General features: G+C 28.1%; 11 protein-coding genes and 4 tRNA genes. 4 read left to right on the top strand and 11 right to left on the bottom strand.

Annotated elements, in window-relative coordinates:
* The first annotated feature begins 181 nt into the window (after positions 1-181).
* Positions 182-1,342 (top strand): L,D-transpeptidase, encoded by a 1,161-nt coding sequence (locus GOM42_RS00155; RefSeq protein WP_003458221.1) that lies wholly within the window; start codon positions 182-184, stop codon positions 1,340-1,342.
* Between the two features lie 31 nt (positions 1,343-1,373).
* Here the strand turns inward: GOM42_RS00155 and GOM42_RS00150 are convergent, their stop codons facing one another.
* Positions 1,374-2,366 (bottom strand): HD domain-containing protein, encoded by a 993-nt coding sequence (locus tag GOM42_RS00150; protein ID WP_003458160.1) that lies wholly within the window; start codon positions 2,364-2,366, stop codon positions 1,374-1,376.
* Between the two features lie 115 nt (positions 2,367-2,481).
* On the opposite strand from GOM42_RS00150, the gene GOM42_RS00145 reads away from it, so the two are divergent.
* Positions 2,482-3,750 carry a CCA tRNA nucleotidyltransferase gene (locus tag GOM42_RS00145; protein WP_003458226.1) on the top strand — a complete coding sequence of 423 codons (1,269 nt, stop codon included), beginning with the start codon at positions 2,482-2,484 and terminating at the stop codon, positions 3,748-3,750.
* 99 nt (positions 3,751-3,849) lie between these two features.
* On the opposite strand, the gene addA is transcribed toward GOM42_RS00145, so the two are convergent.
* On the bottom strand, positions 3,850-7,665 hold the full coding sequence (gene addA / locus GOM42_RS00140) for a helicase-exonuclease AddAB subunit AddA (protein WP_003458222.1): 3,816 nt from the start codon (positions 7,663-7,665) through the stop codon (positions 3,850-3,852).
* On the bottom strand, positions 7,655-11,131 hold the full coding sequence (gene addB, locus GOM42_RS00135) for a helicase-exonuclease AddAB subunit AddB (RefSeq protein ID WP_252597675.1): 3,477 nt from the start codon (positions 11,129-11,131) through the stop codon (positions 7,655-7,657). The genes addA and addB overlap by 11 nt, the downstream gene beginning before the upstream one ends.
* 208 nt (positions 11,132-11,339) lie before the next feature.
* Between addB and GOM42_RS00130 the strand changes: the two genes are divergently transcribed.
* A complete protein-coding gene (locus GOM42_RS00130) occupies positions 11,340-11,504 on the top strand; it encodes a hypothetical protein (protein WP_003450864.1) in 165 nt (54 codons plus the stop codon).
* Between the two features lie 88 nt (positions 11,505-11,592).
* Here GOM42_RS00130 and GOM42_RS00125 read toward each other — a convergent pair whose 3' ends face one another.
* Entirely contained in the window at positions 11,593-12,474 is an 882-nt protein-coding gene (locus tag GOM42_RS00125) for a metallophosphoesterase (protein ID WP_003450881.1), read from the bottom strand.
* Between the two features lie 237 nt (positions 12,475-12,711).
* Between GOM42_RS00125 and GOM42_RS00120 the strand changes: the two genes are divergently transcribed.
* Positions 12,712-12,894: a hypothetical protein gene (locus GOM42_RS00120; protein WP_003450940.1), complete on the top strand. Its 183-nt coding sequence runs from the start codon at positions 12,712-12,714 to the stop codon at positions 12,892-12,894.
* A 34-nt stretch (positions 12,895-12,928) separates the two neighbouring features.
* Here GOM42_RS00120 and GOM42_RS00115 read toward each other — a convergent pair.
* From GOM42_RS00115 to serS, 7 genes are all read right to left on the bottom strand, one after another.
* Positions 12,929-13,019: transfer RNA gene (locus GOM42_RS00115), tRNA-Ser, on the bottom strand.
* A 5-nt stretch (positions 13,020-13,024) separates the two neighbouring features.
* Positions 13,025-13,115 (bottom strand) — tRNA-Ser (locus tag GOM42_RS00110).
* Positions 13,116-13,223: 108 nt separating this feature from the next.
* A complete protein-coding gene (locus GOM42_RS00105; RefSeq protein ID WP_003450912.1) occupies positions 13,224-13,490 on the bottom strand; it encodes a hypothetical protein in 267 nt (88 codons plus the stop codon).
* Positions 13,491-13,750: 260 nt separating this feature from the next.
* Positions 13,751-13,841: transfer RNA gene (locus tag GOM42_RS00100), tRNA-Ser, on the bottom strand.
* Positions 13,842-13,874: 33 nt separating this feature from the next.
* Positions 13,875-13,965, bottom strand: a tRNA-Ser gene (locus tag GOM42_RS00095).
* A gap of 141 nt (positions 13,966-14,106) precedes the next feature.
* A complete protein-coding gene (locus tag GOM42_RS00090) occupies positions 14,107-14,526 on the bottom strand; it encodes a hypothetical protein (RefSeq protein ID WP_003450960.1) in 420 nt (139 codons plus the stop codon).
* Positions 14,527-14,702: 176 nt separating this feature from the next.
* Positions 14,703-15,980 (bottom strand): serine--tRNA ligase, encoded by a 1,278-nt coding sequence (gene serS, locus GOM42_RS00085; RefSeq protein ID WP_003450982.1) that lies wholly within the window; start codon positions 15,978-15,980, stop codon positions 14,703-14,705.
* Positions 15,981-16,047: the final 67 nt, after the last annotated feature.

Raw genomic sequence — 16,047 nt, 5'->3', positions numbered from 1 at the left:
ACCTTATATAAAAATTGTTAATATTTTGTTAAAACCATTACTTTATACTAATATTATGACTGTTTCACAAAAAAAATACAATAGTTGTCATTTATTAATAAGTAAAAATATCCTATAATGATTAATGTTGGCATTATTGTCCATAATTAAATTAAATTACTAAATTTAATCGAGGTAAAATATGAAAAATAAAAAACTTTTAATTTCAATTTCTTCAGCAATATCCGTATTATTAATTATAGTTGTTTCATACTTTATTTTCTCATACTCAAATAACTTAAACAAATTTAAAGAGGATTTATCATCAAATAATTATGAGGATGCCTCCTATTGTTTTAATAATGGAACAAAAAATATTATATTGAAAAAAACTTTTATTAAATCATCAGAAGATATAATTACAGAAAAACTATCAGAAATAGAGAATGAGTATTATTCTGGCGATATATCTGAAGAAGAAACTGTAGAAGATTTAAATGGACTATTATCCTTAAATACGTCTAATGAGGAAATCTTAAATTTTAAAAACACACTTCCTCTAATAAAAGATTCAAAGGACTCTTTTGATATTGGAATTTCTAAGCTAGATGAAGGAAATTATTTAGAAGCTTTAAACTACTTTAAAAGTGTACATAATCTTTCAGATTGTAAACCTCAAGCACTAGAATATGAAGAAACTTGCTTAGATAAAATAAGAGAACCTATTTTAAAAACTGTAGATGAATATATATCTAATGAAAAATATTCAAAAGGAATAGAGTATTTAGATTCTCAAATAAATTTTCTCCCTGATGATCCAAAATTACAGGAAAAAAGAGATGAATTAGAAAAGCTTAGATTGGAGCATCTTGAAGATTATAGCCAAAAGAATATAGATAAAGCTACAGCTAGAACTGCTCCTGTTATGGAATATTATAAAAAATTAAATGAAGATACAATAAACCAATTTGATATAACTAGTAACACTAATTATTTGGTTTTTGTGAATATAGCTGAACAAAAAACTTATGTCTATGAAGGTTCAAAAAATGATTGGACTTTAGATAAGACCTTTACTTGTTCAACAGGTATTGAAGGAAAAGAAACTCCTGTAGGAGTATTTACTGTACAAAATAGAGCTCCTTGGTTTTTCTCACCTAAATACGGACAAGGTGGTAAATACTATGTTCAGTTTATGGGGAACTATTTATTTCACTCAATCCCATTTGATTCTGACAGAACCACAGTATCAGATCCAACCTTAGGGGTGCCATCTTCCCATGGATGTATAAGATTATCAGTTGAAGATTCTAAATGGTTATATGATAATGTACAAAATGGTTCAAAAATAATAATTTACTAAAATAAAAAACAGCTCATTACGAGCTGTTTTTTTAATTATTTTTTTCATACATTCCATGATTGTATATTCTTCTACTATCTAAAGACCAAATTCTTTCTGAGAATTCATTTTCCTTAGTTTCCTTAATTGCTTTTTTCATATCGTACATTCTAGCATCCATTACATCTAAATAATGTAACATCTCAGCTTCTGGTATAAGAGGCTTAACAGGACTTCCGTATTCAGGCTCATAGTGATGTGATAAAACCATATGTTGAAGTAACATTATAATCTTACTATCAGCATTAACTTCTTTTCCTATTACCTCAATTTCCTTTATTCCTTGAGTAATATGCCCAAGTAAAGTTCCTTCTAAAGTATATTCATCAACTATTCCCATTTCATTAGAAGACATCTCTTTGATTTTAGCCATATCATGAAGTATTACCCCTGCATAAACTAAATCTCTGTTTAAGAAATCATATATTCCACAAATATTCTCAGCTAACTTTAACATAGTTGTTATGTGATATAAAAGTCCACCTTTTATAGAGTGATGATTTGACTTTGCTGCTGGATAGTACATAAGTTTATCCTTATTAAGCTCTAAAACTCTATTTAGAATGTTCTTTATATCTATATCATTCATATTATCAACAGTATCTTTTATAGTATTAAACATTTCATCGCTAGTATATGGCGCACTCTGAACAAAATCATCTAAGTTTATATTATCTTCTTCAGTAACTTTGCTAGCATGTTCCACTTTTAACTGTAAAGTTCCCTGCCAACTATTCACCGTACCTCTAATTTTAAATACTGTATTGCTTTTTAACTCTTCATGCTCAGGTTTAATCTCCCACACTTTACCTAATATATCACCAGTTTTATCACTTAAAACTAAATCTAAATATTTTTTTCCACCAGAATTAGTAGTTTTTAAAGTAACTGATTTTAAAAGAAAAAAACCTTCGACTCTTTCTCCTTTAACGAACTCACCTATTTTTTTTACCGGTATTTCCATAAGTCTATCCTTTCTTTCCATTTTAATCTCTATTTTAATTATTGCATATTATTATTTTTTGTAAACAAATAAGTACTCTATTTATAGCTAAATTTTATATTAATTGATAAAATAACTACTAGGAGGTGACTTGTTAATGAAATTACCTAACAATGTCCAATATATCTTAGAGAAATTTAACTCTAATGGTTTTGAAGCCTTTATAGTTGGTGGTTGTGTAAGAGATTCTTTATTAAATAAAAAACCTCAAGATTATGATATTACAACCAATGCATTCCCTGAAAAAATAGAAGAGCTTTTTGATAAAACTATCCCTACTGGTATTAAACATGGAACAGTAACAGTTTTAATCGACAAAACTCCTTATGAAGTAACTACTTATAGGGTAGATGGGGAATATTTAAATAATAGAAAGCCTAAAGACGTAAAGTTCGTTTCTAATATAGAAGAAGATTTATCAAGAAGAGATTTTACTATAAATGCAATGGCATATAGCCCATATTTAGGATTTAAGGATTGTTTTAATGGAAAAGAGGATCTAAAAAACAAATTAATAAGATGCGTTGGAGATCCTGATAAACGCTTCTCTGAAGATGCCTTAAGAATGCTTAGAGCAATTAGATTTAGTTGTCAATTAAACTTTAAAATAGAAAAATTAACTGCTGAATCTATAAGAAAGAATTTTAAATTAGTAAAAAATATAAGCATGGAAAGAATTCAAAGCGAATTCACTAAAATCATTCTAAGCAATGATCCTGATAGAGGTCTTATGCTTCTTAGAAATCTAGGATTTTCTGACTTTTTAGTTAAGGAATTTAAGAATTTAAAAATAATAAATTGCTATGATTTATATGATGATATTCATGATACTTATGGATTAATAAATTCACTTCCTAAAAAGCTTCATGTAAGATTAGCAGGATTATTCTATAAGGTTTTTAATTCTGAAAATGCAGTTGAGAAGTGCAGAACTATATTAAAGAAACTTAAATATGATAATAATACAATCAACGATACTTGCAACTTAGTAGAAAATATAAATAGTATTTCATGTAATATGACAAGAAAAAAACTAAAACTACTTATAAATTCAGTTGGAACTGAAAATATCTTTGATTTATTAGATTTACAAAAATCATATTTATCTTATATGGATGAATATGATACTGAATGTATAGATATATTAAAAAACAGAGTTTCTGATATATTAGCTTCAAAAGAACCCATATTTATTAAGGACTTAGCCATAACAGGAAATGACTTAATTACCGAACTTAATTTTAAACCTGGAAAAAATATAGGTGTTATATTAAATTTTCTTCTTGAAAATGTAATGCAAACACCAGAGTTAAACAATAAGGAAGACTTACTAAACCTTAGTAAGCAATTTTATTTATATAATTAAATTTAGCACTCTAAAACTTTGAAAACAGGTGCTTTAACTTTAAGGCACCTGACACCATAAGCAAGTTTAATCCTAAACATAGAAAAATAAGCAAGGAAATTATTCCTTGCTTATTTTTAATTCTTTTTCAAGATAGAAGGAATACAGATAAGCTTCCTTAACTTCTTCCCCTAAAATTTTATTTAATGTGTCTTTATATAAGTTAATTTGAATTTTGTATTTATTTATGAAGGCTTCTTCCTCTCCCTCTTTAACATAATCAGTTTTATAATCTAAAAGAACATATCCATCCTCTTCCTCAAAGAAGGCATCTATAATACCTTGTAATCTTACTTTTTCCTCTCCATAGATTTTAGGATCAAGATTTTTTTCTATAATACTGCTTGGAATCTCAGTTATAAAAGGTAATTCTCTATATACCTTTTTGCCAGATTTATATGAGCTTAACATTCTCTGTCCTAATTCACTTTTAAAGAATTTTTGTATTTTAAATACATTTACTACTTTTCCTTCTTCTTCTGTTAAAAGTTCTTTTTTAACCATTTTAAGAACTTCTTCTCTTATTTCATCTATATAAGTTACCTTATCTAAATCAATATGTTGCATTACAAAGTGAGTTATAGTCCCCTTCTTAGCTGCTGAGAATTCTTCCTGTCTTTCCTCCATAAATCTTGGTTTTCTTTTTATTTTTTCTTTTTTATTTTCTTCACTACTTTCATTATCAATAATATTATAACTTTCTTGCATAAACTCTTCATCTTGATGAGCTCTCTTTAATTCAGTTACAGAAATATTTGAAGGAGTATTACAAGACTCTATATATTTATATTTAAAGCCTAGTCTATTTCTTATTTCTATAACTTCTTTTATATCTTTTTTAGATTCAATCCAATTATTACTTTCAAAAATATCAATATTATTTTTTTGTTTTTTATTGTTATTTGTTTCTAAAAGCTCACTTCTATCAAAGCTTTTAAAACTCCAATTAGATTTATCATCTAAATTTAAAGTTATATCTCCATTACCAATATTTCTTATGGCATCTCCATCCTTGTGCTTTGTTAAAGCCATGCCAATCCAATCTAAATAACTCTTCCCCTTTAAAACATTTCCAGGGTTTATTCTATTATCCTCTGAAGAAGCTGAAGCTTTGCACCAATTTTCACAAGACTTTTCTAAATCTGATACAGCACCAGTTATAATTAATTTTTCCTTAGCTCTTGTAAAGGCAACATAAAGTATCCTCATTTCTTCTGATAAAACTTCTAATTCACATTTTTTCTTTATAGCATGCTTTTGAAGAGTATCATACTTTATTCTCTTCTTAACATCTATACAATTTGTTCCTATACCTAAGGTTTCATGAAGTAGTATATCTTCTCTTAAGTCCATCTTGTTAAATTGCTTTCCTGTTCCACCTAATATAACAACTGGGAATTCTAGACCTTTACTCTTGTGAATACTCATTATCCTTACAACATTCTCATTTTCTCCAAGAATCTTTGCACTTCCCATATCTCCAGAAGACTTTTTAAGTTTATTTATGAAGTTTATAAAATTAAATAATCCCTTAAAACTAGTTGATTCATATTGCTTTGCTCTTTGGAATAGTATTCTTAAATTTGCTTGACGTTGAACTCCATTTGGCATTGTTCCAACATACCCATAGTATGATGTATCAGAATATAAGAACCAAATAAATTCATCTATTGGCATATAAGCTGCCTTTTCTCTCCACTTATTTAAATAGTCTAGGAAGTACTTACACTTTCCTTTTAAATCTTTAGATATACTTTCATCATAAGTTCCATCTACAACTTCCTTTATTATTTCAAAGAAGTATTTATCTCTATTTAATAATCTTAAATCTGCAAATTCTTCAGATGTAAATGAAAATATTGGTGAACGTAAAGCAGATAGTATATAAATATCCTGCATTGGATTATCTATTATGTGTAATAAGGCTAATATAGTTCTAATTTCAATAGTTTGAAAATATCCTGTTCCTGTGTCAGCATAAACAGGTATTCCATAGGTTCCTAACTCATCAACAAAGGTTTCTGCCCAATTTTTAGTTGCTCTAAGCAGGATAACAATATCCTTGTATTTAATCTTTCTATATTTTCCTAAATCCTTATCAAAAACCATATAGTGACTTCCATCTTCAGGATTCATTAGCTCCTTAATCTTTTTGCCAATTATTCTAGCTTCTAACTGTATGCTATCTAAATCTTCTTCCTCTTCTCCTAGTTCATCCTCATTGCTATAATCCTTGTTACCTGCTTTATTTAATATGTTTAGCTCTATATCACCAGCTACCTTTAGATTTTCTATTTCATCTATATATTCTTTCTCTACATTTTCCTCATTTAACTCCCCATAGGATGCCCCTAGGTTTAAAGCCTCTTTTTCATCATATTCAAGCTCTCCTACAGTATTGCTCATTAATGTTTTAAAGATATAGTTTACTCCATTTATAATTTCTTCTCTGCTTCTAAAGTTTTTATAAAGCATTATTTTTCTATTAGAATCTTCAAACTCTCTATAATTAATATATTTCTCTAAGAAAAGTTCTGGATTTGCCTGTCTAAACTTATATATACTTTGTTTAACATCTCCAACCATAAATACATTAGGATTTTCTACATCTCTTCTTGATACCATTCCTACAATAGTTTCTTGAATGGTATTACTATCTTGATATTCATCAACTAAAACTTCTTCAAATTTATCCTTAAATTCTAAGGCAACCTGTGAAGGTTTTATATTCCCATCTTCATCTTTATCTATTAATATTTCTAAGCAAAGATGCTCTAAGTCATTAAAATCCAAAATATCCTTTTCTCTTTTTTTATCTCTATACCTATTAGAAAATTCAATTATTAAACCACTTAAACATTTCATTAATGGATACATCTTTTTCATGCCTAAAACAGCTTCTTCTAAAGAAGTTTCAAAAACATTATCCCTTAAATTTTCTATTATTTTTTTGCTTTCATCTCTAAGGCTTTTAGTTTTTTCTAAGGCTCTTTCATCATCAACACTAGCTTTTCTAACTGATTTTAGTCTTCCAAAGCTTGCTCCCATAAGCTTATTATAAAACTTTACTATTCCTTCACTTAAAGCAATTCTAAGCTCTTCAACTTGAATTATTTCAGGATATATATTGACTAAATAAGGCTCAAGTCCTCCCCCCATTTCAGCTATATCCCTAGCTTGAGTAAGCATTGAATAGGCATTATTTAAATCTAAAATTATACTTTCCTTTAATACCTCTATCCACTTCTTACCTTCAAGTTCCTCTATAGAATTTATATTAAATTCTTCTACCTTATCATTTAACCAAGCCTCTGGCCAAGGACCACTCATTATAAAATTATAGAATTTTAATATTATGCTATTTAAATTATCATCACTTTTGCTTCCACCATAAGCCTCAACTAAATCTTTAAAGCACTCATCATCCTTAGCATACATATCCTCAAAAAGGTCAGCTAAAATATCTTGCTTTATAAGTTCACATTCTGTTTGATCTCCTATTCTAAACCCTGGGTCTAAGTCTATTAAGTGGAAATTATTTTTTATAACTTCTAAACAAAAAGAATGCATAGTTGTTATACTAGCTCTATTTAAAAGAGCTAATTGTCTTTGAAGCACTTCAGAACTAGGATCCTTCTCCAAAGCTTTAGATATCGCATCACCTATTCTCTCTCTCATTTCAGAAGCAGCAGCATTAGTAAATGTAACAACTAGTAACTTATCTATATCAACAGGATTTTCTCCCTCTGTTATCATTTTTATAATTCTTTCAACTAATACAGCAGTTTTTCCTGAGCCAGCCGCAGCCGCTACTAAAAGGTTGCATTTTCTAGTATTTATAGCTAATTCTTGTTCTTCAGTCCATTTAGTCCCCATTTACTTCACCACCTACTTTTTCATTTATACTCTTCCATATCTCTTCATCTTTTTTCTTTGGAATAACTTTATATCTATTGTCTTCTAAACTAGAATCAAACTGGCATATATGTGAGTAGTTGCAATAATCACACACTATATTTTTATTTTCCTTACATGGTTCTATATCAATTTTACCTTCTATCATGTTTTGGCATATCTCAATCATTTTTTCATTTACATACTTTCTTAATAATTCAAACTGCTCCATGGTTATTAAAGCTTTATTTTTCCCTAAATCCCCAGCCTTTTTCATATTTGCAGGTATTATAAGAGAGTGTGTTCCAGGTTCTAAAGTATTATCCATTGCCTTAACAACTTTTACGTCGTCTAGTAAAAGACCTTCTAATTTTAACTCTTTTAAAACCTCACTTTTTATTTCTTCTTCTGTTAAATCTCCCTTAGACTTTAATATAGGGTCATCTATTCTAAAATAAAGTATTGCGCCTGGCATAGCTTGATTTTCAACTATATTTTCTGAATTATTTATAAGTGCATCTAAGTAAACTAAAAGTTGCATTTGGAGTCCATTATAAAATTTATTTAAATCAAACTTTTTAGAACCAGTTTTATAATCTATAATTCTTAAATATGTTTCACCATCTAAATTTAATTTATCAACTCTATCTATTCTTCCATTTAAATAAAAACTTTCTCCTGAAGGAAGGTCTAGTTTTATTGAGTTCACATCTTTAGAAAATCCAAAAGCCAATTCATTTTTATAAATTTCAAAATCACTTCTCTTCATTTGTTCACTAATTACCATAACTGATTTTGTAAGAATTCTCTTAAATCTATCTGTAAAATAAGAATATCTCTTTGAACTATTTAATATGGATGACTTATTGTTTTTAACCTGATTATCAACTAAAGAATTTATTATGTTTCTACAATTCTCCTTGCTTAAATCACTCCACTTTAAATCTTTTTCTTTAATTTCATTGGTAAACTCATCTAATATTTCATGCATAAAGCTACCTAAATCAGGTGCTGTAAACTCATATATTTTTCTGTCCTTAGCTTTTAATCCATATTGTATATAGTAAGCAAATGGACACTGGGCATATCTCTCTAATCTTGAAACGCTTAGTGAAATTTTATTTTTATTATCTTCATAAAGCTTTTTAGCCTTTTCCTTGGAAATATTATTTTCTAAATTAGTGTATTCAAGCCCCTTCCTTACATACTCTATTCTTTCTTTCCACTTAGGTTCTCTTAAATACCAATCATAAACATATTTCCAATAGTCCTCTATTTCAGCACCATCATAATTTTTTCTAATTGCTATCATAAGCTCATTTAAAGTAGGAATTTTAGCAGAAATCTTATCATACTTATCATTTACTAATTTAAAGCCTTCACTTTCTTCCTTTACATTTGGAAGTATCTTTTTAAGTCTATGAACTATAATAGAAGGTCTTTGAGATTTACCTTCAAAATCTGCTAAAGGATAAGTAACAACTAAGTATTCCTCTGCTATGGTAAAGGCTGTATAAACTAAAAATTGCTCTTCAAAGATTTTTGTTCTAGTATCTGAAGCTAGTGAAATCCCTTTTTCAAGTAAAATTTCTCTATCATTATCTGATAATATTCCTTCTTCTTTGCTAGCTGAAGGGAGCACCCAATCATTTACTCCTATAATGTATAAAGCCTTTGTTCCCCTACTTTTTATTCTTGTTATATCCCCTATGTTTACTTGATCTAAGGCTACAGGAATTAAACCCATTTCATATTGAGATAATCCAATATTTAATACTTTCATAAATTCATCTAAATTCATAACTTCATTTCCTAGAACATCAACTGCTTGCTCTAAAACATCTATGAAAATATCTCTTACCTCAGAATATTCCTTTGCCTCAATTGCCATATCATTTTCCTTGAAATACTCAACATATTTATCTATGGTATCCATAATATCTAATTTAGAGTCTAAAAATTCATATAAAATTGTGGCAAATTCCTTTAAGGTTTTCTTTCCTTTACACTGCTTATTAAACTCATCTAAAGGAGTTACTATAGTCTCTCTAATATCATTTAATCTTTCTAATCTTTGCTTATTTTCCTCTGATACCTCTTCTTCTTTTAAAATGCTAGAACTATAGTTAACCCATTCTTCCATCCACTTTTTACCCTTTATTCCATAGGCCAATACATAGTTTTCTAGTTCATCAATAAGCTCTGCTCCTTCAACCCCTCTAAACTCTTTAATAAGTCCAGTTTTAAGATATTTAAACATGCTTTCATAAGTCCAATTCTTGCTTATTATATCTACTGCTGAATTTATAAAAACAATAAGTGGATTACTAGCTATATCTATCTTTTTATCTATATAATAAGGAATCTCATATTCTGCAAAAATAGCTGATACAACCTTCTCATAATTATCTACATCCCTGCATATTACTGAAATATCCTTAAATCTGTATTGCTTCTCTCTAACAAGTCTTAATATATCCTTAGCTACAAACTCTATTTCATCATAGTTATTATTTGCTCTATAAAGCCTTAAACTATTATTTTTCCCTCTATACTGTTTAAAAGGATATGCATAGAGTTGCCTTTCTATATGTGCTAATTCCTTATTTTCTTTGAATCTATAGGAAATATCCTCATTTAAATTAATATATCCATTAAAAGCAATTCCTTCTTCTTGTATTAAATTCATTAATCTTTTTTCTGTATTTTTTGTAGCAACAAAAAGATCACTTTCCCCTTTAGGTGAATTTACTTCATCTATGGATAAAGTTATGTTAACACTTTTAGCTCTTTTTAATAATTTTCCTATAACACTTAACTGATTTGGAGTAAAGGAACTAAACTCATCTATCCAAATCTCAGCTCCATCATATAAAGAACATCCATCTAACTTCTCATTTAATAGTAAAAGTTGATCCTCTTCATCAACATATCCCTCATGAAGTCTTGAGTTAAATTCATTAAAAACATCCTTTAATTCTTCCATCTTCATTTTTAGATTTTCATCTTCTATTTCATTAATAGTTAAATCTAAAACTTCATTATTAACATTATACTTTTTAAACTCAGTTATTGTTTTTGATGCTATGTCTATAAAACCCTTTTGTCTAGAAGCATTTTTAAACACAGTCATATTATCCCCTAAATCTTCTAGTACCTTAAAAATAAGCATGCTTTTACCAGCATCCCCCATAATAGTTCTAGTTGCTCCTCCACACTCATTAAAAACATTGTGAGCAAGTCTTTTAAAACTAAGAACCTCAGCATTTAAAACATACCTTTCTCCTATGGCATTTAACACTTTATTCTCAGTCTGAAAAGTAAATTGTTCTGGAACAATTAAAATTAATTTATTGGTAGGTGAATTATTTATTTTCTTTTTTATTTGATTTATACAAAAAGTACTTTTACCAGTACCCGCTCTTCCATATATAATTTTTAAGCCCATATTTACACCTCGAAATTTATTTATATATTTCCAAATTATTACCTCTTATAATAACATTTTATACTTAATTATGCCTTTTAAATAGCAATATGACAAAAAAAATATATAAGGTATTTTATTATAGAAATAGATTACAATACATTATATAATAATGGTGAAATCATAAATAATCATAAAGATGGTTATTAACCAATAAGGGGTGTTTTAAATGAAAATAGGTGATACTTTCAAAAAATTTATGGATACTACAGCTGAAATTGAAACTAAGCTTGGCAATCCAATGGCATGTTTTCTTGAAGAGCAAGAGAGAGAAGAAAAAGAGAAAAAAGCACACCATAAAGAAGTAAAAGCTAAGGGAAAGAATGATAATTAAAATATAATTTATTAACATAAAAATTGAAATTATCAACAGAAAATATAAAACTCTAATGTTTTTTGTGTATAACATTAGAGTTTTTTCTTTAATAATTTTCTATTCTAATAGGTCCACCTATAATATCTCTTCCAACAAAAAGTGATCCCTTTTCATCAGCCTTTATTGTCCACTTTATAAGTGAAATCTCGCCCCTCTCAATTTCTATAGCTGTAATAGTTCTAGGTAATACACAGCACCCTATGTTAAAGTATGTTGATTCATTCCTACTCTTAGGAAATAGTGTTTTATGCGTATGTCCTAAAATAACTCTAGTTTTATTTTCCTCTGCCCACTTACTTATTTTCTCATCAAATAAATTTCTTTTATTATTACTTTTTGCAGGACTTGTAGGATCTTTAAATCCCATAAAAGCCTCTAAAATAGCCCAGACATATCTCACTAAAAATTTTGATAAAAAGGCTAATTCATTATTTAAAAAGTCTATTTGATGACCATGAATTACAAAAAAATCTTTTTTACTTTCTTCATGCACTAGTACTAAAGATTCATATATCTCTAAAGTACTATAAAAATCTGAAGCAGAGTGATTAAATCTATTTCTTCTCTTGTTTTTCCTTAAAAACTTTATTTTACTCTTATCCTTATCATGATTTCCATATATCATATAAAGTCTATTTTTTTCTTTAAATTCTTCTAAAACTTCATAGATCTCATAATTCATATCATATATCTCTTGTATATCTTTAAACTTCCATAATTCATCACCATCTCCAACTTCTATATAAGTAAATTTATTTTTATAATAATACCTTATAGCTGATAGATAAATGTTGATATTAGGAGCTAAACTATCTTTATATGTTCCATCTCCCCTATGACAATCACTAAATAAGACTATTTTAGAATTACTATTAAAAATAATTTCTTTAGAATTATTTTTAATATCATTTAGTTTTTCAACTTTCATTCATAACTCCATAAAATACTGCTTCATATATATTTATATTTTTCTTACATTGATATATTCTCTATGCTAACTAATTTAAAGTTAATTAAAGATAAATATAACTTAATTACTTCTTCTTAAGAATAATATTATATTAAATTAATAAAATCTCATAAAAACTCTTTATTTTAATTACTCTTAATTACTTAAATTCAAATTTATGGTATAATATTTTTTAATTAAGGAGGGGAAATCTATATGAGTACATTTCTTTATTTTATATTTTTTACTTTTATTATTTATATATTACTTACTGGATTTTTTAAAAAGGTTTTTAAGGAAGCTTTTATTGAACTTTTAAATGAAGATAATGAAAAGCTTAAGCTATTTATTAAGGAATGTCTTAGAGAACATGACTTCTCTAAAAGAAATAAAAATTAAGCAAAAAAAAGCATCTAGTAAAACTAGATGCTTTTGGCGGAGAATCCGGGATTTGAACCCGGGCGCCGGTTGCCCGACCTACTCCCTTAGCAGGGGAGCCTCTTCAGCCACTTGAGTAATTCTCCACTTGTGGCGGAGAGAATGGGATTCGAACCCATGGTACGCTCACACGCACGCCGGTTTTCAAGACCGGTGCCTTAAACCAACTCGACCATCTCTCCATGTTTGACACATTTATTATTATATCATTTTCATTTTATATGTCAACTATTTTTTTATAAAAAAAGATACTATTTTTTATTCCATTATAGTATCTTTTTTCTTAATAATTATTTTAATGGTATCTTCATAAATAATACCCAAGTAAATACTGTTAAAAGAAATCCTATTATATTTAATATTAATGGTAATTTACCTTCATTGTGCTTTTTAAAAGCTATGTAACCAGCAATAATACCAGGAATTGAAAAAGGTAATCCTACAATAAAAAAGTATAGTGCTGCAAAAATACTACTCCATCCTAAATATAAAGATAGTGTATATGCTGTTGATCTTTTTGGTTTTTTAGGTCTAACTGGCCCTGATGATCCTTTCAAAATATCTCCTCCCAATAAAATTCATATAATTAAATTATACATTTTTAACTACAAACAAGATTATATTATCTATAAATTTTATATTAACAATTTTTGTATTTAATAAATTATAAAAATATTTTGCTTAAACCTGTTTTTTTAAGACTTATTAATTACATAAAGAAGTTTATCTAAAATACTCTATAAAGTAAATGTCTCTTCAAATTATTTTTTATTTTACATTAAACATAAATAAAAGCACCTAGTAAAACTAGATGCTTTGGCGGAGAATCCGGGATTTGAACCCGGGCGTCGGTTGCCCGACCTACTCCCTTAGCAGGGGAGCCTCTTCAGCCACTTGAGTAATTCTCCATAATATCCCATTTTTATTTTTTATAAAAAAAATGGCGGAGAGAATGGGATTCGAACCCATGGTACGCTCACACGCACGCCGGTTTTCAAGACCGGTGCCTTAAACCAACTCGACCATCTCTCCGCGGTACGATAATTATTATATCAACGGTTTAAATTTATGTCAATACTTTTTTTATAAAAAAATAAAAATAAAAGATACTATATTTGATTTAAATACAGTATCTTTTATATAAAATTTAAAACCTATACAAAAATAAGTTTATTATCTATCCTTACAGCAATATTTGCAACCACATCCAGGTCTTCCTGGTTTGTCAGGTTTTTCTGGTCTTTCAGGTCTTTCATTATTTTTGCATTTTTTATAGCATTCAATTGTAGCAAATAAGTGTTTAAAAGCTTCAAAAACTGTTTTGTCTAATTCCCTATCTAGTTCCATTGCTTCACAGAATAAAGATTTTTGTTTTTTTCTTAAACATTCTAATCTTTCTTCTAATTCATCAATTTCTTTTTGAATATATTTTACACCTTCAAGTTTTTCTTCAACTGCTTCATTAAGTTCAGCAGATTCTCTAGTTAACTCTTCAGCTACTTTCTCTAACTTTCTACATTTATGACAATTATCCTCATATTTATCCCAATTACATTCACAATTACATTTATAGTTATATTTACAATTATCCATAATAATTACACCTCACTTTTATTTCACCTAATTTATACTATGTTAATGATTTATTTTTTGACACAAAAATAAAAAAAACGGTATTAAAATACCGTTTTTTAACTCTATACTAAACTTATTTATTTTAATATATAACCATAAATCTAATTATATATTTCTTCTAAAAGAAACTGTAATTATTTTAGTAAATCACATCTCATATATTCTTTTAAAGCTTCTGGTATAACTACTGATCCATCTTCTTGTTGATAGTTTTCTAATATAGCAGCTACAGTTCTTCCAATAGCAACCCCTGATCCATTTAATGTATGAACAAATTGTGGTTTTTCCTTTGGAGAATTTTTATATTTAATGTTAGCTCTTCTAGCTTGGAAATCTTCAAAGTTTGAACAACTTGAAATTTCAACATATCTATTGTAGCTTGGCATCCAAACTTCTATATCATATTTTAATGCAGCAGTGAATCCTAAATCACCTTTACATATTCTAACTATTCTATATGGTAATCCTAAACCTTGTAATACAGATTCAGCATCTTGAACTAATTTATCTAATTCTTCATAGCTTTGCTCAGGTTTACAGAACTTAACTAACTCAACTTTATTAAATTGGTGTTGTCTTATAAGCCCTCTTGTATCTCTTCCTGCTGAACCAGCTTCTGCTCTGAAACAAGCACTATATGCAGCATGTTTTATTGGAAGTTTATCTCCCTCTAAAGTTTCATTTCTGTACATATTAGTTACAGGAACCTCAGCTGTTGGTATTAAGAAATATCCATTGTTTTCTACTTTGAAAGCATCTTCTTCGAATTTTGGAAGTTGACCAGTACCAGTCATACTATCTCTATTTACCATGTATGGTGGTAATACTTCAGTGTATCCATTTTCAAATGTGTGTTTATCTAAGAAGTAGTTTATTATAGATCTCTCTAATCTAGCACCCATTCCTTTGTAAACTGTAAATCTTGATCCAGCAACCTTTCCACCTCTTTCGAAGTCTAAAAGATCTAAATCTGTTCCTAAATCCCAGTGTGCTTTTGGTTCAAAGTTGAATTTAGTAGGTTCTCCCCATCTTTTTATTTCAACATTGTCCTCATCAGTTTCCCCTTCTGGAACAGCTGGGTTTGGTATATTAGGAATTCTTAGCATGATGTAGTTAATTTTATCGTTTAACTCAGCAACTTTAGCATCATCAGCCTTTATTTTATCCCCTATTTCTCTCATTTCAGCCATTACTTCTGTAACATCTTCTCCAGCTTTTTTTCTCTTTGGAATTTCAGCTGATACTTCGTTTCTTTGTTTCTTTAAAGCCTCAACATCAACTAAAATTTTTCTTCTTTCTTCATCTAAAGCTATAACTTCGTCTATAACATTTACATCAAAGTCTTCTCCTCTATTAGATAAAGCTTTTTTCACTTCTTCAGTATTACTTCTTAACTTTTTTAAATCTAACATTGCCATTCTCCTTTCAAGAACCTTATTTATATTTAAAATTTTATTAACTAAAAAAATATATAAAAAA

This window comes from Clostridium sp. 16K-1-R1 (assembly GCF_023921145.1).
GTDB classification, from domain to species: domain Bacteria; phylum Bacillota; class Clostridia; order Clostridiales; family Clostridiaceae; genus Sarcina; species Sarcina perfringens.
Note: the sequence above shows the minus strand (reverse complement) of the source record. Positions and strands in the feature narration are given on the sequence as shown.